This is a genomic window from Fibrobacter sp. UWH9 (assembly GCF_900129715.1).
GTDB lineage: Bacteria > Fibrobacterota > Fibrobacteria > Fibrobacterales > Fibrobacteraceae > Fibrobacter.
The window spans coordinates 350,776-376,323 of record NZ_FQWP01000001.1; the positions used below are offsets into that span (position 1 = coordinate 350,776).

Below are 25,548 nucleotides of genomic sequence, written 5' to 3' on the forward strand. Positions count from 1 at the left end.
TTGCAACTTTACTTGTTTACTCGTACCATGGAGTTCATCAGGACCTTTCCCTTTTGGGAAACTTTTACCAGGTAGGCTCCAGCCTTCATTCCCTGCATGTTCAGGTCGCGAGTTTCGCTAGTGTAGTTCTTGATAAGGTTGCCCTTAACATCGAGAATTTGGATGTTGTAAGAAGCAGATTTAACGTTCAGCAATAATGTGTTATTGATGGCCATTTCTTCCTCCTCATCGCTATCGTCATCTTCGTCAGGTTCTTCTTCAGAAATTTGTACCATGCCGGGCTTTAGATCGTCGCTCATCCAGCCGATCACATCAATATTGGCCATGCCATCCTTGCCAAGGCTGGTGAACTTGATTTCACTGTAGCCCACGGGCAATTCCACTTCGATAGGAATGGTCTTGTAGGTGGTCCATGCGCTGGTACTTTCCATGGATCCGCTTTCTACCAGAATATTGTCGCCGATGGAAAGTTGATAGTCTCTTGCAGCGGAGCCGCCGTTGGCGTAGCGGATGTATAGGGTGTATGTGCCTGCCTTGGTGGCGGTAACGCCGTAGGTCACGTAGCTTCCGATGGCGTTTGTAACGTTGGCGTATCCTTCTCCTACGAAACCTGCATTGGTTGTTTCCTTAACGCCATCGATGTCGATGAAGTTAACACCGTCAACAACAGTCTTGCAGGAATCGTCACCGCACATGGCTACGGGAGGGGGAGGCGGAACATAGGTGCCGTTCATCTTTTCGATGGCTTCCAGGTATGCCTTCTCGGTGCTGATTAATGCGGTGCCGTATTCGCCGGCCCATTGGTAACCCTTGCGGCGTTCTTCGCTAATTGCCATAAAGTTCTGGGTCTTGGTGCTGGCACCACCGCGGTCGCAGAAGAAGTAGTTGTCATTATTCACTTCGTAGAAACGATACCAAAGGACGTTGCCGGCTCGTTCTTCAAAAACGCCCTGCTTCTTGTTGAAGTAAAGTCCTGTGACCTTGGTTTTCTTGTACCAGTTAATGGCGCTGGTAATAGACTTCTGGATGGCTTCTGTCTGGTCGGGCCAGTTCATCAGGAACCATACAACGCCTGCAGATTCGCTGCCGGACTTGCTTTCCAGTTCGTAAGCTCGGGCGGGGCGAGGGGCGTAATTGGCGGTGTCATGCTGGGCGCACCAGACGGTGGGCGTGCCATTATTTATGATCTGGGCTTTCAGCAAGTAGTCGATGGCTTTTTCCAGAGCGCCTTGCATCTTGCTGCGGGTGGCGTCATCGATAATATCGGAATCGAAAGGAGCAACGCCGTTGGCGATGTCCATCATGGTCACCATGGCGCGAATCATGGCGTTGTCATTCAGGGTAATATGGTCGCTATAGTCGTTGCGCTTGGGCCAAACCTGAGGCAGACCACCGCTCTTGCGCTGCATAGTCAGCAGGAAGTTGACGGCTTTGTTAAAGCTGGACTTGAATGTGTTCTTGTAATTGCTGTTGGTGGTTTCCTTGTAACGTACAGCCAACAAGCGCATTTCCTGGACTGTAGCGTCGTTATCGATGGTGCCCACGTCGCCGCCGGTTGCAGAACGCCAACCGGATTTTTCACCGCCGGTGTAGGCACTCTTGTACTTGTCGGCCATAGCTTTGTAGAAACCGCCGTTGTCGATTTGCCAGGTGGTCATGTTATAGGCGTACTGGTCAATATCCATGCCCTTGGCGGCGGTGGTCAATTCAGAATAGCCACGGTAGCTATTCATCTTGCTCACGGCAGTTGACGGCGGCTCGTATGTGGCGCCAAATGCGCTGGTAACGCCTGCTGCAATGCCTGCAAATCCGATAAACTTCAAAACCCAATTCTTCATGCACACATCCTTTTTCTTTGTGGCAGCACCATCCTGCCGTCATGCTTAACCATTCCGCGTGGGCTGTATAACCCCAACCTACAATCTATACGTTTTTTGTAATGGTTAGCTTTTACACTCCGCGAAACCATTGTCTACAGACAACACTTCCACGAAAATAAAACTATACCGATTTTTCGGTTTTTTTCATTGAAAAAACAGATTTCTCTTGTCAATTTATCAATGGAACGTGCTAACTGTTTTTGGTTCATTTTTGGCATGAAATTTGCGTTATCAAATATGATTCTTCAGACTTTATAAAGAACCTTAAATTTTCTAGATTTTTCGTCGAAAAATTTAACGAGGGAAACCATGAATCCTAAGATCTATTACACCATTACCGACGAGTCTCCGTTTTTGGCAACTCAGTCCCTCCTGCCCATCGTAAGCGCTTTCGCAAAGACTGCCAATATCGATGTGGAAACCAAGAATATTTCTCTGGCTGGCCGTATTTTGGCTGCTTTCGGCAAGGCCGAAGACGACCTGGCTTTCCTGGGTAAGCTCTCCCTGGATGCAAGCGCCAATATCATCAAGCTCCCCAACATTTCCGCTTCCGTTCCTCAGCTGAAGGCCGCTATCGCCGAACTGAAGGCTAACGGCTACGACCTGCCGGATTATCCGGATGCTCCTGCTACCGAAGAAGAAAAGGAAATCCGCGCCAAGTACGACAAGGTGAAGGGCTCCGCAGTGAACCCGGTGCTCCGTCAGGGTAACTCTGACCGTCGCGCTCCCAAGGCTGTTAAGAACTACGCCAAGAAGAACCCCCACAAGATGGGTGCCTGGACTGCCGACAGCAAGACTCATGTTTCTTACATGACCGCTGACGATTTCTACGGTAACGAAAAGTCTGTCACCATCGCTGACGCCGACACCTTCAAGATTGAATTTGTGGCTGCTGATGGTTCTGTTACTGAACTCCGCGCTGCAAAGCCCACTCTGGCTGGCGAAATCCTGGATGCTACCGTGCTCCGCATGGCTGCTCTCGAAAAGTTCGTTGCCGACCAGATGGCTGATGCCAAGGCTAAGGGTGTGCTCTTTTCCGTGCATCTGAAGGCTACCATGATGAAGGTTTCCGACCCCGTCATGTTTGGCGCTTTCGTTCGCGTGTTCTTCAAGGACGTTTTCACCAAGTATGCCGACCTGTTCAAGGAACTGGGCATCGACGCCAACAACGGTCTGGGCGACCTCTACAAGCGTCTGGAAGGCAATGCCAAGGAAGCTGAAGTCAAGGCTGCAATCGATGCTGCTCTGGCCAACGGCCCGGCTCTCGCCATGGTGGATTCCGACAAGGGTATTACCAACCTCCACGTTCCCAGCGACGTGATCATCGACGCTTCTATGCCGGCCATGATCCGTAACTCCGGTATGATGTGGAACAAGGAAGGCAAGCTCCAGGAAGTGAAGGCTTGCATTCCGGACCGCTGCTATGCAGGTATCTACGAAGCTACCGTTGATTTCCACAAGAAGAACGGCGCATTCGATCCCACTACTATGGGCTCTACCTCCAACGTGGGCCTCATGGCTCAGGGTGCCGAAGAATACGGCTCTCACGATAAGACCTTCATTGCCAAGGGCAAGGGCGTTATCCGTGCTGTGAACAGCAAGGGTGAAGTTCTCCTTTCTCAGGACGTTGAAGCCGGCGACATCTTCCGTATGTGCCAGGCCAAGGACGCTCCCATCAAGGACTGGGTCAAGCTGGCTGTGAACCGCGCCCGCGTTTCCAACACTCCCGCTATTTTCTGGCTGGACCCCCAGCGTGCCCACGACCGCGAAATCCAGAAGAAGGTGGAAGTCTACCTGAAGGATTACGACCTCTCCGGTCTCGACATCAAGATTATGGACCCCAAGTCCGCAGTTACCGAATCCCTGACCCGCGCCAAGGCCGGTCTCGATACCATCAGCGTTACCGGTAACGTCATGCGAGACTACCTCACTGACCTGTTCCCGATTTTGGAACTTGGTACCTCCGCTAAGATGTACTCCATCGTGCCGCTCATGGCTGGTGGTGGCCTCTTCGAAACTGGTGCAGGTGGCTCCGCTCCTAAGCAGGTCCAGCAGTTCCTTGCTGAAAACTACCTGCGTTGGGACTCCCTGGGTGAATACTTCGCCCTGGTTCCTTCCTTCGAACAGATTGCCTCTACTACCGGCAATAAGAAGGCTAAGGTCCTGGCTGACACTCTGGATGAAGCTAACGGTCGCATTCTCGAAAACAACCGCACTCCGGCCCGTAAGCTGGGCGACCTGGATAACCGCGGTTCTCACTTCTACCTGGCTATGTACTGGGCCGAAGCCCTTGCCGCACAGACTGCCGATGCAGAACTGGCTGCAAAGTTCGCTCCCGTAGCCGCAGCCCTTACCGCTGGCGAAAAGGACATCGTTGCCGCTTACGCTGCAGAACAAGGTAAGCCCGCTGACATCGGCGGTTACTACCTGCCCAAGGCTGAACTCCTCAAGAAGTGGATGCGCCCTGTGGAACAGTTCAACAAGGTCATCGACGCTATCTAATTAGCGGACGGCGCGGCGAATCTAGCGGACGGCGCGGCGAATCATTTCGCCGTCATCCTGAGAGGCGAAGCCGCGAAGGATCCAATGACGAAAAAAGAACCGGAATAGAATTCCGGTTCTTTTTTTACAAGGAGAGAGAGAATCTGCGTTTAAGTCCAACTTGAGCAATAGCCTTTGCCTTTCCAACTGTTATTACCGCATTCGCTGGCTCGACGCCATTGACTGCAACCGGCCTTGCCGGTGTTTTGACCGGCACAAAGGACATCCACGTATCCGAAGTATGCCTTGGCTTCTGCTTCAGAATTGGTATAGCAGATTTCCTTGGCAGCCGGTTCTTCAGAACTGTTGTAGGCCTCGGTGCTGATTTCTTCGCTGCTCTGGCTGATTACGTTTCCGTTGATGGTGACGTTCGTGCCGGACTTATTGACCTTGCAGTTGTTCTTGTTCTTGCAAGTCAGCAGTCCCTGGTCTGCGGCTTCCTGGATAAGGTCCTGTCTGGCGTTGTAGCATTCGTTCCACTTGTGGCCGGCTTTACTCCAGCCGCCATGGTTTGAACTGACGTTGCCGTTCAGCTTGCACCAGCTCGGCGGACACTTGTTTCCTCCGGTGGTATACATTACACCGCAAGAACCGTCATCTTCTTCAGTCCAGTTTTCATCGGCATCGTAGAAGGTATTGGCTGTCTGAGTGTTAGACGAACTTGACGGAGTATTCTCATTTCCGTTATTTCCACTATTGCCGTTGTTTTCGGTGTTTGTGGAGCTAGAGGAATTGCTGCCGGTATTGTTTGCCGGTGAGGACGGATTCGAGGAGGCGTCTGCTACGACCATATCGCTGGGCGGAGTGTCCATAGAAATGGTGCTCTGGAAAAAGGCCCAGTCGCCCGAAAGGGGGGGGCGCATTCGGCTGAAGTCTCCTTAGATTCGATATACGGCTTGAATTCAATTTCAGTGTCGCTGATTGCAATAGCCTTCAGTTTCCACTGGTTGCCTGCCTTGCATCCGCTCAGGCTTACAAAGTTTTCGGCCTGCCAGCTTACCTTGCCTGCACTCAGATCCTTAGAAATGTTGTCAGTTTTGATCGAGGAAATGACTTCGCCTCTGGTGTAGACGAAGGTGTCGGTCTTACCTCTTTTGCCCGGGGCTTCGTAACCGATCTTTTCTTGGATTTGGAAATGGAGCTGGAAAGCTTAGGAACCGCCACGGCAGTAAGTAAGCCGGAGATGGAGATGGCTACCATCAATTCTGCGAGTGTGAAACCATGCTTTCTCATAAGAACCCCCAAAGCCTTATCAAAAGTCTTGTTGTAAGTTTTTTGTCATAATTCGAATGTAATATTGTATTCTTACAATTGTTCTTTTTTTTTACAATTTGACTTCCACTTTGGATTAGACTAAGTGATTATGGGCATGCCCAGTAAGAAAGTCTGATTTTAATGGGAATTTAGAGCTATATTGTAAGGTATGAACAATCCTACCGCACATAGAAATGTTTCTGGAGCCAAAGGTTTTACCCTTGTAGAAGTATTGGTGGTTGTGGCCATCATGGGCATTCTTTCTGCTATGGGTGTGGCGGGCCTTCAGGGTGCCGTAGAAAATAACCGCGTCAAGGATGCCGCTCTAAACACAGCTGCCTTCCTAGAACGTGTGGCCAGTGATGCTAACAGAAGATCCGAGACGCTGTGCCTTAAGAAATCCGGCGATCGAAGGATTGAAGTGTACATCGGTGATGATTGTTCTAAGCCTACTGGTGATCCTGTTGACCATATGGATCTGGATCCGCCTTTGACGTTTGTTACTGAGAATCCCTTTGATTTTACCAACGCGTTTGAGTGTGCGAGTTGCGATGTTAACTGGCTGGATGGTGCTGGTGTTTTTACACCTAGGCTTGGCCTTTCTGCGGCTCCCATTGCAGGATTTGTTGCCGCTCAGTATGGATCCACTTCGCACTATGCCATTGCATTAAAGTCCGCCACAAAGAATAAGATTATGGCCATAGATGCAGATGATGATGGTGGATTTGATTATAATGAACTCTAGGGTTCAAATCTAACGGTCTAGAGAGCCATCGTCCAGGCTATGGCGAATAAACCGTAATAGACGGCCAGACCGACAATATCGACGAATGTAACCGGCGTTCCCCAGCGGAGCGCCTTTTTCGTTGGAATCAGTCCGCAGAATAGGCCTGCGATGAATCCGTAGCCGTGTCCTAGAATGTCTGCATTTTCTCCTAGACCGAGAAATACGGCCAGGGAAGTGGCTCCACAGAGGGGTGCAAAACGGCGCAGGAGTCCGTGAGATTCCCTAGGCATCAGGCGGAACTCCATGACGGCCAGGCAGCCGATGGCGGCGAAAGCGAAGGTGGAAAATCCCAGGGCGCTGAAGTTTGTCTTGACGGTCATGGAAACGCAGATGTTGGCGACGGCACTGGAGATTGCCAAAAAGGGAGCTAGGCGCAACAGGGGGATGCGGTAGGTAATCATGTTCATGACAATGTATCCGCACAGGATGTTGGAGGCCAGGTGTCGCGCGTCGCCGTGGAGGGTGAGTGCGGTAAGGCTTCTCCACCATTGTCCTTTTAGAACTTTGCTTGCGTCGGATACGCCGGGTAAATGCAAGTTGACTACGTCGGCAAAATCTAGTAGGGTGGCGATGAGTACCGGAATAAAAATCCAGAGAGGCTGTAGGCTGAAACTCAGTGGCTGTGGCAGATTCTCTTCCTTGGGCGGATTTTCCTTTTGGTACAGGGCGATCTGGTCGCGGGCGAATTCTTCAAAATCCGGCAATACGAAAATCTGGAAGGGGCCTTCCTCGCTGCGATCTAGACGATGCTCTACGCCCTGGGAAAGAAGGACTAGGCTGTAATCGCGAATTTGTCTGAAAGTGCCTTCGGCAATGCAACTGGATTCAGGGAAGGACTGCTCGGAGAGTGACTGCTCTTCGTTGGCGATTTGTTGTTCGTTGGAGTCCAGGGTGTTGTTGGCTGGGGGGTGTGCCGTGCTGGTTATGGACGTGATTTTTATATGGGGGTGAATTTCCGAGGAGTCCCGCAAGTATCTGGGGCGTAGTGGCGACATGAACCTTGACATTGAATCTCCTTGGAAAACCTCTGACATAATATACAAAGGTTTAGGTTTGATGCCTGAAGATTACGAATTGTTGCGGAAAGACTAGATGTTCTTTTTATGGATTGCCGCAGATGTTAACGCATACTTGTAACAAGAAGTAAGACATTCTGCACGGAGGTAAGCAAAGTCTTCGAAGGGGACCGTAATGACTGTGGCGGGGCGGGCGGCCACCTGGCTTGCCAGGTGGAGCTCTTCCTTCGGAGCGAGCTTGCCGTTTAACAAACGGCGCCGCCCGTATATGCGGACATAGCGGAAGGCTTCACCTGTCTCGGGCGTGCTGCGGGCATGGAACGTCACAGCGGATTCGCCCCGGTCTGTCACGCGCTCCCACCAGAGGGCGGGTCCGTCAGTAATGTAACAGTTGTCGCCGCAGAAAGCTGCGTTCACGTCGTCAAGAGTCAAGGGCTGTTCCTTGTGGCATCCGTCTGCCTGGGGGATATTTTCTTCGGCGCTCGTCGGATTCTCGCAAGGCTTTTGCGCTAGGCGAACCACGGTTCTGACGTACCCGAATACGTGATGCCTGTTGTTCTTTAGTTCAATTAGCGGTAACCTGACTGCGGTCGTATCATTCATATCGCCGTGGGCATCGTTTCCGCCGATGGGCAACAGGTAGTTTTCCTTGCCCAGTTCCTGGATCCACCATTCTCGCCCCAGCTTGAATCCTTCGTCACGGATGCCGTTCCAGAATTGGATGCCGCGGATGGGGTGGGTGCTGCCGGTCTGCAAATCCACCGAGTGCCAGAAACCGCGCCGGAAGATGAACTTCTCCAGGCCGCTCATTTCCTGATAGGGGTGTGCCGCAAAGCAGTGGCTGCCTGTCATTTTCAGCAGGTCGGGAATCTTCAGGGTGGGGCGGTTCTGGAGCCAGTTTCGTCCGCAGTCCCCAAGGCCCGGCAAATAGCAGTCGGAGCCAAGGACGGTCATGTGGACATTCTCTCCCTTGGAATTGCCTGCGGAAACTTCTTCGCCGGCGATCATCAGGGGCTTGTCCTCGGCCCTGTTGCACAGGTCCACTTCCTTCTGCAAGGCTTCGAAGCGTGGCATGGGGGAGGGAGCTGCCTGGGTGTAGTCTTCGGTGAGGAAGGCGAAATCGTAGGCGTGGTCCGTTAGACTTACGAAATCCAGACCCACGGCCTTTGCTGCCTGCTGGAATACGGCGGGGGTTGCGCCATGTTCTACGTGGTCGGCGGAGTAGTGGGTGTGGCAATGCATTTCGCCGGCGATGTAGCCCTCGGGCTTGGGCAAGTCCTGTGCCAGCACCTGGATTTTTAGGGGGGCGGGCTTTAGCAGGGGGTGGTTCCAGCGGGAGAATTTTTTGACCTTGCCGTTTTGCTTACTGCGGACGGTGACCTTGCAATGGATGCTGTAGGTCCCAGGTGCAAGGTCTCCCAAGTCTACGGGGTAGAATCCGAACTGCTGGTTGGCCTCGATTTGAAGGTTCTGCTGTCGCGGGGCGGATTCGTCTTGGGCGGTGGCAGGCTGGCAGTCTATTTCAATGTTTTCGATAACGACGGGGAACCGGTGGGCGTCCCTGACCACGATCCACAAGGTGGGCCTGGAACCCGGTACAAACAGGAAGGGGGCGTCTACAAGAATCTCTGGCCAGGGCCTGTAAAGCAGGGACCAGGGGAGTTTAAACTTGAAGTGGGTTTCTGCGTATTGCAGGGGCTCGCCGGGAATCAGACTCATTTTGCCTCGGGGGCGGGCTCTTCGGCGGGTGTGGCTTCAGCGGGCTCTATTTCTTTTTCTTTATCGTTTGCGGTCTCGTTTTCGACGTCCGTCCCTATCTTTGTGGATGCCTTGTTTTCGGTTTCCTCGACGGGTTCCGGTTCGTTCCACAAACCAAAGCTTACTCGTACCTGCATCATCAAGCCGCCGATGTTCCATTTAGCCTTTTCCTGGGGGCCGTCAGGTACGATGTCGGCGAAAGTCTTGTTGGATTCTACGGAGATACTGCTGAAGCCGATGTCTCCGTACACGTTAAAATTTTTCCAGCTGGCAATCAGGTAGCCGACTCCCACGCCGAATCCTGCACCGGTAACGGGTGTCTTGGCGTCTAGCTTGCCCCAGGTGGTGTAGATTTCCGTGCCGGGAAGTACCCAGTACCAACGGACCGAAATGCTGAAGAGGCTTTCGCCGGAAAGTGTCATCAGGTTTTTGGGGATGCCCAGACGGTATTCCAGGAACAGGGGCATGCCCTGGATGGTGTAGCTGTAGTTGTGGGTTCTGCCCTTGCGGTCGGTCAGCACCACGGATTCGTTATCGTAGATGAATCCGACACCTGCGCTAATGAACTGGTCCCTAAAAATCTGGAACTGCAGACCTGCGCTAACAGGGAAACAGAAGTTCACCTTCTGAAAATCCTGCTTGGCCACGTTCAGGGAATCGGTTTCGGTCTGGGCGTCTTCGCGGAAACTATAGTAGATGGTGTCGATGGCGTCCTGAAAGTATTTGCGCTGGTCAAAACTGAGGAACGATACGGAGGGCTGCAGGAACAGGGATAGCCTGGAACGGTCATGTTCCACCTTGTCTTCGTCTGCGAAGGCTGAGATTGCCATCAGCAAGATGGCCAGGGCTATATTCCGGTAGAACTTCATTATCAGTTCTGCATATCCTTTTCTTCTTTTTCGATTCGCTTACTTTCGGAATCCTTCTTCATGCGCTTGGCGAAGGCGACTTCGGCCTTGTCGATTTTACCTTCGATCTTTTCGATGTCCTTGCGGAAGTCCTTGTCGTCTTCCTTCAGTTCGTTGCGGGCGATGTTCAGGTAAAGTCTTGCGGTTTCAAACTGGTCCAGTTCGATATAGGACTTGGTCAGGAAAATCAAGGCTTCTTCGCGACGCTTGGCGGTGGGGTAGGTTTCCAGGAATTCCTTGAAGTAGATGACGGCGGCCTGGTACTTGTCCATGCGCCAGTAAAGGCGGCCCTTCTGGAATTCCTTTTCTGCCAGACGGTCAATAAGCAGCTGGTAGTAATAGTTCACGGAATCGCGGAGGGGTGATTCCGGATAGTTGGAAAGGTAACGTTCGAAGTCCCTCATGGCCACGTTGGTGTTGGCTTCGTCGCGGTCCACACGGAATTCCATGTTGAAGGAGGAAATGGCCTTGCGGAATTCAGCGGTCTCGATGAAGGGGGAGCCGGGGAAGTTCAGGATAAAGCTACCATATTCTCCACGGGCTTCAATCCAGTCTTCCTGATTGAAGTAGCTTTCTGCCAACAGGAATTGGGCCTGTTCCATGAATCCGGTACCGGCGCAGGTAGAGAGGATCTCTTCCAGCTTTTCTGTGGTACGGCCATACTTGCCTGCCTTGAACAATTCTTCTGCCTTGTCGTAGCGAACCTTACACCATTCTGTGTGTTTCATCTTGGGACCGCTGGAGGAACATCCGGCGATCAGTGCTGCGGTAGAAAAAATGCAGAGGAACAGGGGAATCTTTTTGAACAGCATCATTTTTTTTCTTTGGTTAATTCTAACTTTACCGCCGTAAATTAGCAAAAATTGGCAGTCCAGAAAAATGATTTTAGTCCGCTATGTCTTGAAAGAGCTGATCGCCCCCTTCCTGGCGTCTCTTTTTGGCATTACGTTTCTATTTGTAGTGGATTTTTTGGTCAAAATTCTAGACAGTGTCTTGTCCAAGGGGCTTCCCACTTCTACGGTGGTTGAAATCTTTGTACTGAACCTGGCCTGGATGCTTTCCCTTTCTATTCCCATGGCCGTTCTTGTGGCGAGCCTTATGGCCTTTGGCCGACTGTCCGGAGACCAGGAAATTACGGCCTGCAAGGCCGCCGGTATTTCTCCCCTTTCCCTGATGAGGCCGGTGCTGATTGTTTCGCTCCTGGTGTCGGTGCTGATGGTGGTGTTCAACAACTGGGTCTTGCCCGAGGCCAACCACCGTTCCGTGGAACTGATGAGTGCTGTGTCCCGCAAGAAGCCCCATGCCTTTATTGATGCGGGTCGACTGATTACCCAGTTCCCGGGGGTCCAGCTTTGGGTAAACCATATCGATCCCACTACGGGTACCCTGTATGGCATTCAAATTTTTGAAATGGAAAAGAAGGGGGCGCCTCGTATTGTCTATGCCGACAGTGCCTCCATGGAATACGCTGACAATGGAGCAACTCTTATGCTCCGCCTGCGCAGTGGCGAAAACCATATGACAGACCCGGATAATCCGGAAAACTATTTCCGCATCCGATTCTTCAGTCAGGATCTGGCCATGAAGAATGTGGATGACCGTCTGGAACGCCGCAACCGCAGTTATCGCAGCGACCGCGAAATGCCCATTGAGATGATGCAGGATGTGGTGGATGACGCGCGAAAGAAGTACGTGGAGTTCCGTAAGGACGCCCTGGAAAAACGTCTGAGTACGTTGGTGGCTCTCCAAAAGAATGTGGTAGGTGACTCCGTTGTCCCTGACATCAAGGAAAGTAATATCGAGATTGATTCCGTCCAACGCCGCCGGTCCCTGCAGCGCCTGCGAGTACAGGAGGTGTCTGCCCTCCGCACCACGGAACGTGCTTTTGGCCGTGTAGAGGCGGAATTGAAACGAGAGGCTCAATATACGGTCGAAATCCAGAAGAAAATCAGTACCGGCGTGGCCTGCTTTATCTTTATTCTGATTGGGGCGCCTTTGGGAATCATGGCTCGCAAGGGTGGTATTGGTACAGGTATCCTTTACAGTCTATCGTTCTTTGTGATTTACTGGATTTGCCTTATTGGTGGCGAAAATCTGGCTGACCGTCTGGTCGTCAGTCCTTATCTGGCCATGTGGGCTTCCAATATCATTATCGGAATTTTTGGTATCTTCATTACGATCGCCATGGTCCGTGACCGCTTCTCGGGAGACTCCAAGTTCTTCAGGGGTGTTCGTGCGGTCAAGGGCTTCTTTGGTAGGGGCTTCAAGAAAGTCTTCGGGAGGTTCGGGTGAAGTTTACAAGGTACATGCTATGGAACTTCTTCAAGATGTTCCTTATTGTGCTTCTTGGTGCAGTCCTTATGTTCGTGGTTATCGACTTTGTGGGAAACATCAAGACCTGGTCTACCCGCGAGACCAAGGATGCAGTGGACTATTACGTCTGCTACTTGCCGTACATGGTGTATTTGATTACTCCCGTGGCCTGTTTTATTTCAATCCTGGCTTCCGTAGGCAATATGGCTCGCCACCTGGAAATGAGCGCCATGCAGAGCTCTGGACAGAGCCCGCTCAAGACACTGTTCCCCATTTTTGTTTTTGGAATTCTTGTGTCGGTGGGTTCTTATGAAATGAGTGAATATTGGCTTCCTGACGCTAACCATAAACGTCTGGAAATTATGGAAACTAACGCCCAGAAAAAGAAGAATCCCCGCATCAAGGAAAAACAGGAATTTACCTTTATCGACAGTGAGAAGGCTAGCTGGTTCTTTAGACATTATTCTGGCAAGAGCAAACTGGGACGAGACGTGCTCCTTTTGCTGCGCGACGAAGGTCGCCTCCAGGAACGCTTTGATGCCAAGGTGGTCCGTTGGCTGGAGGATGAAGGATGCTGGCAGTTTGAACGGGGACATCGACGCGTCTTCCAGAAAGATGGCTCTGTGAAAGTCTACAAGTTCGTTCGCGAAAAGGCCTGTGACCAAGTTTCTACCCGTCCAGAAGACCTCATTAATGAACGTCAGGTTTCCGATGAAATGGATTCCAAAATGGTCAAGAAGAGGATCGAGGTATTGAAGCGCTCCGGTGAAGATACCCGTACCATGGAAACCGCACTGCACTTTAAGCGGTCTGCTCACTGGATGAACCTGATTGTGCTCCTGATTGGTGCCGCACTTTGCCATCGTTATAGCCGTTCTGGGGGGCTTTCCCAGAAATTTGGCATTGGTCTGTTGATTGTATTTAGCTATTATATTCTTGAACGAATAGGATTGAAAATGGGAGAAAATGGTGCGTTGTCGCCTTTCTGGGCGGCATGGATCAGCCACTTCGTCTATGGTGGCGTGGCGACAGTAATGTTGTACCGTTCCTTCCGATTATAGGGTGTCTATGTCTGTTGCCGAAATACTTTTTATCGTGGCAGGTCTTCTGCTTGGCTTGGCGTTCCATGGTGGAATGCTCCTGTTCCTGATTCCCTTTGCCATTGTGGCCTTTGTACTGGCCTGGTTGAATCGTCCTCGTCTGGCAGGTGGTCCTAACAGCCAGAATCCGACTAGCAATATTCCCATTATCTCTATCGGGCCCCGATCTACCAACACTAATCCTGTTGTGTCCCCCGATTTGATTTCCGAGTTCCGCAATGATCATGACAGGGCTAACGAACCTGAGGCCGCCTTCAAGGTGAGCCAGGTATGGGCCCGTGCCAATGCTGATATTAACCGTGCCATGACCGACATGCTTTGTGCGTTGAAGGTCATCGTTCCCGGAGTGAATACCGCCATTGTGTTTACCCAGCAGAATAACCCCAGGGAATGGGGTGTTCGCAATTATGTAAACGACAAGGAAATGTCCGTGAATCCCAGCACACGCCTTTCGGAAAGTGGAAGCCTGCTGAGTCAGATGTTCAGATCCGGTGTGAGCCGCATCCTCGAAGGCGATTTGCCTAGTAGCAAGGTTCTGTCGTTCTACCTGGACAATCCTCCGGTGAAGTCTGTGGTGGCTGTCCCTATGCTGGACCATAGCGGCAACCGCGTCGGTATCCTGGTTCTGGATTCCACTGCGCCTAACGCATTTACCGATAAGACGGCCCAGGCCCTGGTTTATATTGCCAAGGCGATTTCCATGCTTGATTACAAGGGCTTCTACTCTGCCCAGAAGCATATCGCCCTGCAGCAGTACGCTGGTCTTTACAACTATCAGCGTAAGTTCTTCCAGACCATGACTGTGAAGGACATCTATAAGCAGATTATCAACTATGTGAAGGCTAACGTGGCCTACGACCGTCTGACGATTCTTGCCATGAATAAGGTGAATGAAAGTGCTGGACGTGTGGTGTACTGCGATGGTATCGAATCCAGTCAGTTCTCCGAGAAGCGTTTTACCCTTTCTGACAAGGGTATCTTCGTGCTGGCCATGATGCGCAACCGTCCGGTGGAACGCAGCTTTACTCCGGGTTACAACGAATATGTGCCCCGCCTTAGCGATAACGAAAAGCGTAACTTGAATTTGCGTCAGCTGTTCGTGATGCCAGTGGCTACCGAAACAGATGCGGCTACTGCAGATATGGCCATCTGCCTTGAAAGCAGCAGCTCCAGACCGTATAGCGAACACGAAAAGGAACTGCTCAAGGCCTTCGCTGGCGTCGCAGGCTTCGCCTACGATCGCGCTCGAAAGTTCGAGCATGGCCGTGACCTGGCCATGCGCGACGGCCTCACCGGTCTTATCAACCACCGCACGCTCCACGAAAGTCTGCGCTCCGAAAAGGTTCGCGCCGACCGCAAGAAGTACAACATCGGCGTTCTCATGATGGACATCGACCACTTCAAGCGCGTCAACGACACCTACGGACATCCCATCGGTGACGTGGTTATCAAGAGCATCGCCGACACCGTCAGCTCCGAAATGCGAAAGGATATCGACGTGGTGGCCCGTTACGGTGGTGAAGAATTCGTGGTGGGCATGGTGGAAACCACGGCTGAAGGTATGATGGAAAAGGCTGAACGCATCCGCAAGGCTGTCGAAATGCTGGCCATCGACGTCCATCAGACAAAGCCCCTCAAGGTTTCCGTCAGCATTGGCGCCTTCCTGGTCACTCCGGACTTCCACGACATGAAGAAGGCCGTGAACAACGCCGACCAGGCTCTGTATCGCGCCAAGGAAGGCGGCCGTAACCGCGTTGTCCGTTACGAACTTGACGAAGAATCCATGGCTCCCAAAGCATAAAGCCCTTCAGGAGGGAAGATGTTTACTTTAGTTGACTGGCTGGTCCTGGCCGCCTATTTGCTGTTTTCCCTCTTCATCGGCCTGTGGGTTTCCCGCGGCAACAAGAACTTGAAGGAGTACATGCTTGGCGGTGGATCCATGCCCTGGATTGCCGTTGGTATTAGTCTTATCGCCACCTCCGTCAGCGCCACCACATTCCTGGGGGCTCCTGCCGATGTGTATGGCGACAACATGACTTTCCTCATGTTCCAGATCGGCGCCTTCATCAGTATCTTCGTGGTGGGGAAGGTCTTCATTCCCCGATTCCAGAATTCCGGCATTAGTAGCGCCTACGAATTGTTTGAAGTTCGTTTCAGCAGACCGGTCCGTCGTCTGGCGGCCATCTTCTACTGCATGCACTTGTTGCTCCGCACAGGAATTCTGCTGTACGCTCCGTCCCTGGTGCTCGCTCAAATTTTGCACATTGACCTGAAGGTGGCGATTATCGTTTCTGCGGCAGTGGCCATTTTCTACACCTGGTTCGGCGGTATCAAGGCTGTCATCTGGACCGACGTGATGCAGTTCATCGTCTTCTTTGGCGGTGGCGCCTTGGTGCTTTTCATCATTTCCAATTCTGTAGGTGGCCTTGGCGAAATGGCCCGCATGGCAGGGGAGGCCGGCAAGACAAAGTGGTTCGACGGTAGCCTGGATATCTCCAATGCCCGCACCCTGATTTCCGCAGGCTTTGCCTACGCCGTTCTTGAAATCGCCATCCGCGGTTGCGACCAGCAGTTTGTACAACGCTACCTCAGTTGCAAGGACGTGAAGGCGGCTAACCGTTCCAGCGTGCTGTCCATGGTGCTGGGTGTTGTGGTTTCTATCCTATTCTACTGGGTTGGTGCCGCCCTTTATGTTTACTACCAGACGGCCCACGCGGCTCCTCTTCCTACAGGTCTCGGACAGAATGACGTCTTTCCTTACTTTATCGTAAATGGTCTGCCCCAGGGTGTAACCGGCTTGATTGTTGCCGCTATCTGTGCAGCCGCCATGAGCTCTCTTTCAGGCGCCATCAATTCTCTCAGCAATACTTCTGAAAGAGATTTCTTTGGCTGGAAGGAAAATGAAGGCCTGGGCGGTCTCAAGCGCGCAAAGCTTTGGACGGTGCTGTGGGGTGTTCTGGGCGTGTTCGGCGCACTCTTTGCCGCTACCCAGCAGGGGAGCCTTTTGAAGAACGCCGTGTTCTTTACGGGCCTCTTTACAGGACCGCTGCTGGGCATGTTCCTGCTGGCCTTTTTCGCCAATAAACTGTTCGGTGGCGACGATAGTCCCAAGAAACTTCGTGGCTGGTGCGTCATCATTGCCGTCCTCTGCGGTATGGGTAGCCTGATTCTTGTTCAGGGAATCCCCGCTTTCGGTGTGCCTGCAGTTCTCGGCGGAATCTTTAGCTGGCCCTGGATGCCCTTGATCAGCATGACCACTACCATTGTGGTAGCCGTAGGGGTAAATTTCCTGGCTAATATGTTGAATCGCAGGTAAAAAAAGCAAACTTTAAAAAAAAGTTGAAAAAATGGCCCATATCCCTTTACAAGTGAAAAATAAATAGCTATATATGGGCCATCCTCGCGGGAATAGCTCAGTTGGTAGAGCACGACCTTGCCAAGGTCGGGGTCGAGGGTCCGAGTCCCTTTTCCCGCTCTAAAATGTGAAAAGACATCCGAATGGATGTCTTTTTTCATTTTTTGAAGTAGCGGAAGGGAATCCGAGCGCCTCTCGAAGAGGGTACGGCAAAAATCGGATTGTGTGCGAGCCCCCTCGGAGACTGCGGACGAACATTCCCTTTTCCCGCCTACGGTGTCCGCGGCTGCGTTTCGACATACGAAAAGAGGATCCCGTTGCCGGAATCCTCTTTCTATTCTTTAAAGTATGACTTTTTACTTCAGAAGGATCTTCTTGTTCATATTTACGGATTTGCCCGAAATACGAACCATGTAGATTCCTGCCTTGAGGCCTGCCAAGTTGATGGATGCTTCGACCTTGCCGCTCTTTACGACCTGGCCCTGGACGTTTGCAATTTCGTAAGAGGCGCTCTTGATTCCGCTAAAGGAAAGGATTCTGCCAGAAAGGCTTGCGTTTGCTGCAGAGACAGCCTTCTGAGAAATGGCGTCTGGGTCTGCGTGATGGTCATAGGAGTTTGCAGACTCTTCTTTCTGGGAAACAGCCTTTTCTCCCTTACAAGTTCCCTTGGGACCGACCTCGAAAATGCGCAATGCGCCCTGGGCGTCGGAAGCCTGTCCGTCAATCTGGAATTTGACCGCGGTTGCCTTTGCAAAAGCTTCAGCACAACTGGAAACCTTCTGTGCTGCAGGTGTCCACGTGGGTTGGCTGAATTTGCTGAAGTCCAGATCGACCAAAGTCGGGGTGGCTGTTTTGGTTAGCTTGGCTGAACAGGAGGCGTTGCCTGTGCCGTCTGCGTCAATCGTCAATGTGACGTCACTATCTGATGTGTATGTGGCGCAGAGACCCTCGGCGGAGGTTATGTCGAGGGGGGCCTGTGCTGCACCTACAAGGTTGAAGCCCATTCCGACGAAATTGTATGGGTATTCTTCATTTTGACCTGTGGTAGTTGGGTCCACAAGTACATACTTTACAAAGATGTAACCCAAACTGTCGATCATTGGCTGGATGAAAGAGCCGTAATTGCCAGTAGAATCGTAGGGGTACTTAATGTAGGAACCGCCTTTATCGTTGGCACGGTCGTCGTAATCATACCAGTAAGAGGAACTCTCGTAATTGGGTTCCAGGCTTTCTTTTGTGGTGTTGGCGATTTGACTTGTTCCGTTGAACCAGATATCGTTGTTGACGGTTTCTGCCATGGAAACGGCGGATAATGCTGCGACTGCAGCGACAATGATTTTCTTATTCATTTTTGTATCTCCTTAACCATTCCTAAGGTTATACCCTGAGTATACTCTATTTTTGAGAAAAAGCAAGACTTTTGTAAAGAAAAAGTTTAATTTTAGTTTGTAGAAAACTTACGAAAATACTACTTTAGTCTAACTACTTATGATATAAAGAGTTAGCGATTGATGCGTTAAAAATATGCTGTGTTTACAGATTGTTGATAGGCTTGCCGTTGAGGAAAACTCAGAAAATTTTTTGAAAATTTTAAGAAATAACGTCCACAAGGGAGTTATGTTTTATTATCTTGTAGGCCACATCTTGTGGTTGGGTGTGGTGCTTGAACACAAGATGTAGTGAAATCGCGAAATAAAAAGTTTATTGTAAGAAATTGGCGTTTTGCTTGAGTATTCAGGAAAAAAGGCGGTTTTGGTAGACTGATTTCGGTGATTGACACGATAGGATTGAAGAGAATATTACGATTTTTGCGGGGCTAGATTCGATATTTTGTGTCGGCTGGCCGAAGGGATGACGATGATTGTTTCTGTTAAGAAGCGCGACGGCAGAGAAATGCCGTTTAATATCGAAAAGATTGCTGACGCCATTGTTAAGGCATTCCGTGCCTCCGGCGAACTTGATGATCAGATCAAGGCCGCGCAGAGCCAGATGAGCCTCCTCGGCAACGATGATATTCTTAACAGCACCGCCCTCAAGGTTTCCGCCGAAGCTGTTTCCCTTTTGGAAGCCAGCGGCAAGAGTTCCCCCGATATTGAAGAAATCCAGGATGCTGTAGAAAAGGCCCTTACTGAAGGCGGCTATGCCGATACCGTTAAGAGCTACATCCTATACCGTGCAGAACGTACCCGCGTTCGTGAAGTGAACACTCGCCTTATGCACACCCTCCGCGACATTACTTTCAGTTCTGCAAAGGAATCCGATCTCAAGCGCGAAAACGCAAATATCGATGGCGATACCGCCATGGGCACCATGCTCAAGTACGGTTCCGAATCTGCTAAGCATTTCTACACCATGATGATGCTGAAGCCGGAACACAGCCGTGCTCACTCCGAAGGCGATATCCATATCCACGATCTGGACTTCTACGCCCTCACCATGACTTGCTGCCAGATCGACCTGCTGAAGCTTTTCAAGAATGGCTTTAATACCGGTCATGGCCACCTCCGTGAACCCAAGGATATCCGTAGCTACGCCGCATTGGCTGCTATTGCCATTCAGTCTAACCAGAACGACCAGCATGGCGGTCAGGCTGTTCCTAACTTTGATTACGCCATGGCCGATGGCGTCCGCATTACTTATCGCAAGGCCTACCTGAACAACATGGTCAAGGCCCTTATGCTTCTGGCTGGCAAGAGCGAAGAAGAAGTTCGCCCCGTAGTCAAGAAGCTTCACGAAGAAATGGCTGAAATGGGAATGGTTGCAACTTTGGTTCCCAACGAACGCTTCGTTGAAACCGAAACACACGAACTTTCCAAGACCTACGGCGTTGAAACTACCATGCATGCCCAGAAGTTTGCCGAAAAGCAGGCTTACGAAGAAACGGACAAGGCTACCTTCCAGGCTATGGAAGCTTTCGTGCATAATTTGAACTCTATGCACAGCCGTGCCGGTGCCCAGACTCCGTTCTCCAGCATCAACTACGGTATGTGTACCGCTCCCGAAGCCCAGATGGTCATGCGCAACCTGCTCCTTACCACTGAAGAAGGTCTGGGTGGTGGCGAAACCGCAATCTTCCCCATCCAGATTTTCCGTGTCAAGGAAGGCGTCAGCATGAATCCGGGTGATCCCAACTATGACCTGTTCAAGTTGGCCTGCCGTGTTTCCGCAAAGAGACTTTTCCCCAACTTCAGCTTCCAGGATGCTCCGTACAATCTGCAGTACTACAAGCCGGGCCATCCCGAAACTGAAATTGCTTACATGGGGTGCCGTACCCGCGTTATCGGTAACTCTGCACGCCCCGATCACGAAATTACCTTCGGTCGTGGCAACCTGAGCTTTACTTCCATCAACCTTCCTCGCATCGCAATCAAGATGAAGAGCCTGGATCTGTTCTACAAGGAACTGGACCGTATGCTGGCTCTGGTCCGCGATCAGCTCCTGGAACGTATGGAAGTCCAGTGCCGCAAGCGCGTCAAGAACTTCCCCTTCCTCATGGGTCAGGGCATCTGGATTGGTTCCGATAAGCTTGGCTGGAACGACGAAGTTCGCGAAGTTCTTAAGGATGGCACGCTTTCTATCGGTTTTATCGGCCTTGCCGAAACTCTGGTGGCTCTCACCGGAAAGCACCACGGCGAATCTGAGGCTTCTCAGCGCCTGGGTCTCGAAATTATACAGCACATGCGTGAATTCTGCGATAGCGAATCCAAGCGTCTGGGCGTGAACATCACCCTGTTCGCTACTCCCGCAGAAGGCCTCTCTGGCCGCTTCCTCCGTATGGACAAGAAGAAGTTTGGCGTTATTCCGGGCGTTACCGACCGCGATTACTATACCAACTCCTTCCATGTGCCGGTATACTACAAGATTAGCGCATTCAAGAAGATTGAACTTGAAGCTCCGTACCACGCCCTCACCAATGCGGGCCATATCAGCTACATCGAAATGGATGGCGATCCGACCCAGAATCTGGATGCTTTCGAAAAGATCGTTCGCTTTATGGCAAAGTCCGGCATTGGCTACGGCTCTATTAACCACCCGGTTGACCGTGACCCAGTTTGCGGTTACGTCGGCGTCATCAATGACTGCTGCCCCCGTTGCGGTCGCGCAGATGGTCACGCTATCGATCCTCAGAAGATCGAGGAACTTCGCAAGAAGTTCCCGGGCATGCCCGCATTCCTGGGAATTCGCTAGGGCGGTTTTTGGCACGGAATTGGCTATAATGGCCAAAGAGGTTTGAAGGGAACAAGATAAGAGGAAAACGAACTAGGCTTGAATTAGTCAAGGAGAAAAAAATGAGCGAAAAAGAAAAATCCATGTATGGCGAAGGCGTAAGCTTCGAACGTATCCGTCGCATTACCGGTTACCTGGTGGGTACCGTAGATCGTTTTAACAACGCAAAGCGCGCTGAAGTCGCTGACCGTGTCAAGCACGGCTGCTGCGGCGACGCCTAATTGAATAGCCTGCGGTATTTCTTGCGTTTTGTAAGGGAACCCGTGGGCTTTTTTTGTATCTTTGAGATAGGGAGCCGTAAATTGTAAAGGCTCCCTGTTGAATATTCGTCGGATGTAAAGGTGCAAAGATGGACTATCAGGAAGAAGATCGTGAAGATTTGGGCTTGTCCGTGCCCGAAGGTTTTGAGGGCAAGAATCTCCGAATTGCTGGCATCGAGGCGGAATCCTTTGTAGACGGTCCCGGCATTCGTTTTTCCATCTTTACCCAGGGCTGTAAGCACCATTGTCTGGAATGCCACAATCCCCAGACCCATGATTTCAATGGCGGCCATTTGATTTCCCTGGCGGAAATCCTTTCCATGATCGAAGAGAACCCTCTGCTGGATGGTGTTACCTTTAGCGGTGGCGATCCTATGGAACAGGCGGCCACTCTGGTTCCCCTGGCCCGCGAAATCAAGGAACGTGGGCTGAATCTGGTCGTCTTCACCGGCTATACTTATGAGTACATCGTCGCGCACCAGGAACAGCGTCCGGATTGCATGGAACTGCTGACCTTTGCGGATATCCTGGTGGATGGGCCCTTCGTTTTGGCCCAACGCAGCCTTAGTCTCAAGTTCCGTGGTTCCAGGAATCAGCGCCTTATCGATGTCCAGAGCAGCTTGACTCAGGGCCGTGCCGTCCTTCATCAGATTCAGCTGGACGAAATGCAGGAACACCCGGATTTATTTGAATAGAAAACCCAGGATTAAATCCTGGGCTTTTTTATTAAGGCTGTGAGTTTAGTTTTCTTTAGTTGAGCTAATCTTGTATGCAGCGGACGGGGCTTCTGCACAGGCGTCAATTTGCTGGGTGCGCTGTTCCAAATTGTTCGACATGGTCATGGAGCCTAGACGGATTTCTCCTGTCACTTCCATGTAATTCGCTTCGAATTCCGGGAGTTCCACTGCATAGAACTTGCCGCAACTATCATCGAGAATGTCGTTGATAGAAAGCATTTGGCATCGGTCGTTCATGATGCCGATACGGTTGGCCTGCTCAATTAACTTGTTGAGTGCTTCGTTTTCTTCTCCAAGGCTTTCCTTTAGTTCAGAAAGGTCGGCTCTTAAGTTTTCAATTTCGGAAGCGTCCTTCACGAATATGGAAACTGTAGGATCGGCAAAAATCGAAATTGCAAAAAAGGCAAAAAGAACCACTCAACGAGTGGTTCTTTTGTTTTCGAGCGGGAAAAGGGACTCGGACCCTCGACCCCGACCTTGGCAAGGTCGTGCTCTACCAACTGAGCTATTCCCGCGGGGTGACCCATATATAGATATTTTTTTGAGGTTTGTAAAGGGATGTGGCGTTTTCTTTAAATTTTTTTTGAGTATTGTCTGCACCTCCGACCCCGAGGGGTCTCGCGCCCGACTCCATTCTTACGATAAAACAAAAAGAACCACTCAACGAGTGGTTCTTTTGTTTTCGAGCGGGAAAAGGGACTCGGACCCTCGACCCCGACCTTGGCAAGGTCGTGCTCTACCAACTGAGCTATTCCCGCGGGGTGTGCCATATTTAACTATTTTTTTTTAGCTTGTAAAGGGTCTTTTCAGATTTTATTTAATTTTTTTGAAAAATTATTCTTCCGTGATTTTAAAAGAGTCCGGCAGCTGCAAGGAGAATATCAAAGTACCGTTTCTCTTTCCGCGAAGTTCAAAAAGACCTGCCTTGGAACACATGAAATTGTGAGGCAAGGGGAGGGGGAGCTTGGCGAACAGGTCTTCCGAAATCAGGAAATCCTGGCCTAACTTTGAACAGAGCGTCTGGATTCGGGCGGTCGTATTCAGAACGTCTCCATGGTATGCCATTTCACTTCCGAAGTTTCCCACCTCAGTGGCGATCACTTGTCCGCAATGGGCCGCAGCCTTAAAGTCTGGGGCAATTCCGTAGCGTCTCAAAAAGCGTCTTTTGGTGTTGTGTAGGCATTCCTTGAAGTCATAGAAGCAGTTCAATGGTCTTGCCCTGCTGCGACAAGCACTTGTTTTCCAGGTAATGAAGGCTCCATCGCCTGCAATCTGATAGATTTCTCCATGATTTTCTTCGCAACAGTTCGATAAAAGCTTGTAGTAGTCTCGAATAAAGTTGCTGTATTTGATGTTGCCCAGTTCTTCACAGATGGTGGTGGAATTCTTCAAGTCGATGAACATGAATACCAGGTCCTCTTCCACTGGATCCTGGTATTTGCCTAGGACCGTGTTGATGAAGACTCTAGATCCGAATTTTTTGTGGACTGAACGGACGAATGTAATCAAGTGGCCCAGGAGGAACAAGCCGACAATCAGAACCTGGTTACCGTGTTCCTTAAATGCGGCCTGTACCTGGCGCAGTGCATTCTCGTTAACAAGACCTTCGCGGCTGTCGATGTACCAGATTAGAATGCAGAGCATCAAGTTGACGCAAATGCTAGACAAGAAAAACCAGGAACGGATTAACAAGGACGTGGCCACGGGGCGGCTGTCCATTTCGTCCTGAAGAATCACCACGTCGTAGATGCCGTGGGACAGACCTGTGAACAGGGACAACTGCAACATGAATAGCAATCTGGTGGGGTCCATGCCGTCGATGTTTCCGTAGGTAGACAAGGCCGTCGCACCCATAGAAACTACAATCCACGACAGGATGTAGAAACAGATCGCCTTGAATTTACGCTGTGTCATGCGTGTCATTGCCATAGGAGTATCCCGGTCAATGAATGAATAACGGCAGGGCCCAGATCATGGCAATGATGACGATGTCTTTGTAGGAGTCGTCCAGCAGAAGGGTTGATGCCAAGAAGAAAATGACGGTAGAAAGCGTCAAAAAGAGAATGAGGGGAAGGCGCTTCCTCATTTTCTTTTTCCAATTCTTCTTTTCGTTATTCTCCATATACCTTATATAATCTAAATTTCAGTGAATGTTTCTTTAAAAGTAGTAGATTCTGTTGTAAAAAAAATGTTTGGACTGTATATTCACATCCCTTTTTGTGCGAAAATTTGCGATTATTGCGATTTTCACGTGATGCCTGCGTTTCCGAAGCTCTATCAGGAGTATACGGATCTACTTTGCCGTGAGGTTGAATTTTTTGATGCCGCCCATCCGGGATTGCTAAAGACGGCGCAAACCTTATACCTCGGTGGGGGAACCCCGTCGATTCTTCCGTTGGACTGCCTGAGCCAGATCTTTGGCTGTTTGAGGTCTTTGGGGGTGGATGTTGACTCCCTAAAAGAAGTTTCCATGGAATTTAACCCGGAATCTACCCGAAAGCATACGGTAGAGAAGGCTTTGGAACTTGGAGTTCGACGTTTTAGCCTGGGGTTACAGACATTTGACGGGAATTTGTTGACTACCATAGGCCGTTCCCACTCTGTGGAAGCGGGTATCCAGGCTCTTGACTTGTTGACTTCTTCCGGCGCTCAGGTTTCTGGGGATTTGATGTTCAATCTTCCCGGTCAGACTGTTAGAAGTTTCCTGAATGATGTGGATCGGCTGTCCGATTTTAACTTGAATCACATCAGTTTTTACGGTCTAACGGTTTCGCCTAGGTCTATGTTAGGGCAAAAGGTGTCAAAGGGGCTGCTGAATATCGATGAAGATTTGTATGAAGAAATGTACTTGAACGGCGTTGAACTTCTTGGTCGAAAAGGATTTGAACGTTACGAAGTCTCAAATTTTGCCCGCCCTGGTTACGAAAGCATCCATAACCGGAACTATTGGTCCCGGGGAGAATATGCCGGTTTTGGCCCGGGAGCCCATAGTTTTTTGGGAAACACCCGTTTCTATGCACCGGAGATGTACCCTCGATGGAGGGATTTTGTCCGTGAGGGGGCACCGGAATCCCGACTTACTACTGATAAATTAAATGATGAGGATGTGCTCATGGAACTCCTCTGGCTGTCATTAAGACAGTCGTCAGGCCTTGATCTTCAAGGACTTAGCTCATTTGGAGTGCGTCTGCCGCCCTCTTCATACGAAAAATGGCTTAAGAAGGGGTTCGTTTCGATGGAAAATCATGACCGCCTAAAGCTTTGCGGCCGAGGTTGGATTTTTATGGATGAAATCGTTACGGACTTGGCTAATTCCTATTCTGAATTGGAATAAATGAAACTGTAAAATAGCGTGAGATTCAAGTCACAAAGGCGTAAACCCCTTTTGCTTTTTCTTAAAAAAAACATATCT

21 protein-coding genes and 3 tRNA genes are annotated in these 25,548 nt (G+C 50.7%); 11 read left to right on the plus strand and 13 right to left on the minus strand.

Translation table 11 applies throughout. The annotated features are described in order from the left end of the window. Positions 1–8: 8 nt before the first annotated feature. Complete coding sequence (pelA, locus tag BUB94_RS01565; protein WP_083537978.1) at positions 9–1,838, minus strand: pectate lyase; 1,830 nt, start codon at positions 1,836–1,838, stop codon at positions 9–11. A 351-nt stretch (positions 1,839–2,189) separates the two neighbouring features. On the opposite strand from pelA, the gene BUB94_RS01570 reads away from it, so the two are divergent. Beyond that, positions 2,190–4,382, plus strand: a complete 2,193-nt coding sequence (locus tag BUB94_RS01570) for an NADP-dependent isocitrate dehydrogenase (protein ID WP_073233627.1) — start codon at positions 2,190–2,192, stop codon at positions 4,380–4,382. Between the two features lie 149 nt (positions 4,383–4,531). On the opposite strand, the gene BUB94_RS01575 is transcribed toward BUB94_RS01570, so the two are convergent. Both BUB94_RS01575 and BUB94_RS17420 read right to left on the minus strand, forming a co-directional pair. Next, positions 4,532–5,284 (minus strand): hypothetical protein, encoded by a 753-nt coding sequence (locus BUB94_RS01575; RefSeq protein ID WP_073233629.1) that lies wholly within the window; start codon positions 5,282–5,284, stop codon positions 4,532–4,534. A 148-nt stretch (positions 5,285–5,432) separates the two neighbouring features. Then, positions 5,433–5,654, minus strand: a complete 222-nt coding sequence (locus tag BUB94_RS17420) for a type II secretion system protein (RefSeq protein WP_217653109.1) — start codon at positions 5,652–5,654, stop codon at positions 5,433–5,435. Between the two features lie 190 nt (positions 5,655–5,844). Here BUB94_RS17420 and BUB94_RS01585 point away from each other — a divergent pair, with 190 nt between their 5' ends. Beyond that, positions 5,845–6,420, plus strand: a complete 576-nt coding sequence (locus tag BUB94_RS01585; protein ID WP_073233633.1) for a pilus assembly FimT family protein — start codon at positions 5,845–5,847, stop codon at positions 6,418–6,420. Between the two features lie 17 nt (positions 6,421–6,437). Here BUB94_RS01585 and BUB94_RS01590 read toward each other — a convergent pair whose 3' ends face one another. From BUB94_RS01590 to BUB94_RS01605, 4 genes are all read right to left on the minus strand, one after another. Next, entirely contained in the window at positions 6,438–7,469 is a 1,032-nt protein-coding gene (locus BUB94_RS01590) for a rhomboid family intramembrane serine protease (RefSeq protein WP_073233742.1), read from the minus strand. A gap of 81 nt (positions 7,470–7,550) precedes the next feature. Further along, positions 7,551–9,197: a PHP domain-containing protein gene (locus BUB94_RS01595; RefSeq protein WP_073233635.1), complete on the minus strand. Its 1,647-nt coding sequence runs from the start codon at positions 9,195–9,197 to the stop codon at positions 7,551–7,553. Continuing rightward, entirely contained in the window at positions 9,194–10,105 is a 912-nt protein-coding gene (locus BUB94_RS01600) for a hypothetical protein (protein ID WP_073155825.1), read from the minus strand. The genes BUB94_RS01595 and BUB94_RS01600 overlap by 4 nt, the downstream gene beginning before the upstream one ends. Positions 10,106–10,107: 2 nt before the next feature. Continuing rightward, positions 10,108–10,959: an outer membrane protein assembly factor BamD gene (locus BUB94_RS01605; RefSeq protein WP_073233637.1), complete on the minus strand. Its 852-nt coding sequence runs from the start codon at positions 10,957–10,959 to the stop codon at positions 10,108–10,110. Positions 10,960–11,023: 64 nt separating this feature from the next. On the opposite strand from BUB94_RS01605, the gene BUB94_RS01610 reads away from it, so the two are divergent. The 5 genes from BUB94_RS01610 to BUB94_RS01630 all read left to right on the plus strand — a co-directional run bounded on the left by BUB94_RS01610 (position 11,024) and on the right by BUB94_RS01630 (position 17,032). Continuing rightward, on the plus strand, positions 11,024–12,436 hold the full coding sequence (locus BUB94_RS01610) for an LptF/LptG family permease (protein WP_073155830.1): 1,413 nt from the start codon (positions 11,024–11,026) through the stop codon (positions 12,434–12,436). Beyond that, positions 12,433–13,518 carry an LptF/LptG family permease gene (locus BUB94_RS01615; RefSeq protein ID WP_073155833.1) on the plus strand — a complete coding sequence of 362 codons (1,086 nt, stop codon included), beginning with the start codon at positions 12,433–12,435 and terminating at the stop codon, positions 13,516–13,518. Before BUB94_RS01610 ends, BUB94_RS01615 begins: the two co-directional genes overlap by 4 nt. 7 nt (positions 13,519–13,525) lie before the next feature. Next, positions 13,526–15,358, plus strand: a complete 1,833-nt coding sequence (locus tag BUB94_RS01620) for a diguanylate cyclase (protein WP_073233744.1) — start codon at positions 13,526–13,528, stop codon at positions 15,356–15,358. An 18-nt stretch (positions 15,359–15,376) separates the two neighbouring features. Continuing rightward, the gene (locus BUB94_RS01625) at positions 15,377–16,873 is read left to right on the plus strand and encodes a sodium:solute symporter (protein WP_073233639.1); all 1,497 of its coding nucleotides are present in this window, start codon (positions 15,377–15,379) and stop codon (positions 16,871–16,873) included. A gap of 86 nt (positions 16,874–16,959) precedes the next feature. Then, positions 16,960–17,032, plus strand: a tRNA-Gly gene (locus BUB94_RS01630). Between the two features lie 236 nt (positions 17,033–17,268). On the opposite strand, the gene BUB94_RS01635 is transcribed toward BUB94_RS01630, so the two are convergent. Then, on the minus strand, positions 17,269–18,261 hold the full coding sequence (locus tag BUB94_RS01635) for a T9SS type A sorting domain-containing protein (RefSeq protein WP_073233641.1): 993 nt from the start codon (positions 18,259–18,261) through the stop codon (positions 17,269–17,271). Positions 18,262–18,769: 508 nt separating this feature from the next. Between BUB94_RS01635 and BUB94_RS01640 the strand changes: the two genes are divergently transcribed. From BUB94_RS01640 to nrdG, 3 genes are all read left to right on the plus strand, one after another. After that, the gene (locus tag BUB94_RS01640) at positions 18,770–21,100 is read left to right on the plus strand and encodes an anaerobic ribonucleoside triphosphate reductase (protein ID WP_073233643.1); all 2,331 of its coding nucleotides are present in this window, start codon (positions 18,770–18,772) and stop codon (positions 21,098–21,100) included. A 101-nt stretch (positions 21,101–21,201) separates the two neighbouring features. After that, entirely contained in the window at positions 21,202–21,360 is a 159-nt protein-coding gene (gene nrdD / locus BUB94_RS01645; protein WP_073155847.1) for an anaerobic ribonucleoside-triphosphate reductase, read from the plus strand. 128 nt (positions 21,361–21,488) lie between these two features. Further along, positions 21,489–22,094, plus strand: coding sequence for an anaerobic ribonucleoside-triphosphate reductase activating protein (nrdG, locus tag BUB94_RS01650; protein WP_083537980.1), 606 nt, complete (start codon positions 21,489–21,491; stop codon positions 22,092–22,094). 45 nt (positions 22,095–22,139) lie between these two features. On the opposite strand, the gene BUB94_RS01655 is transcribed toward nrdG, so the two are convergent. The 5 genes from BUB94_RS01655 to BUB94_RS16645 all read right to left on the minus strand — a co-directional run bounded on the left by BUB94_RS01655 (position 22,140) and on the right by BUB94_RS16645 (position 24,222). After that, positions 22,140–22,553 carry a hypothetical protein gene (locus BUB94_RS01655; protein ID WP_073233645.1) on the minus strand — a complete coding sequence of 138 codons (414 nt, stop codon included), beginning with the start codon at positions 22,551–22,553 and terminating at the stop codon, positions 22,140–22,142. 25 nt (positions 22,554–22,578) lie between these two features. Beyond that, positions 22,579–22,651 (minus strand) — tRNA-Gly (locus BUB94_RS01660). A gap of 170 nt (positions 22,652–22,821) precedes the next feature. Further along, a tRNA-Gly gene (locus BUB94_RS01665) sits at positions 22,822–22,894 on the minus strand. A gap of 76 nt (positions 22,895–22,970) precedes the next feature. After that, complete coding sequence (locus BUB94_RS01670; protein WP_073155852.1) at positions 22,971–24,065, minus strand: adenylate/guanylate cyclase domain-containing protein; 1,095 nt, start codon at positions 24,063–24,065, stop codon at positions 22,971–22,973. Positions 24,066–24,078: 13 nt separating this feature from the next. Next, positions 24,079–24,222, minus strand: coding sequence for a hypothetical protein (locus BUB94_RS16645; protein ID WP_158535411.1), 144 nt, complete (start codon positions 24,220–24,222; stop codon positions 24,079–24,081). A gap of 102 nt (positions 24,223–24,324) precedes the next feature. Here BUB94_RS16645 and hemW point away from each other — a divergent pair, with 102 nt between their 5' ends. Continuing rightward, positions 24,325–25,470, plus strand: a complete 1,146-nt coding sequence (hemW, locus tag BUB94_RS01680) for a radical SAM family heme chaperone HemW (protein WP_073233649.1) — start codon at positions 24,325–24,327, stop codon at positions 25,468–25,470. Positions 25,471–25,548: the final 78 nt, after the last annotated feature.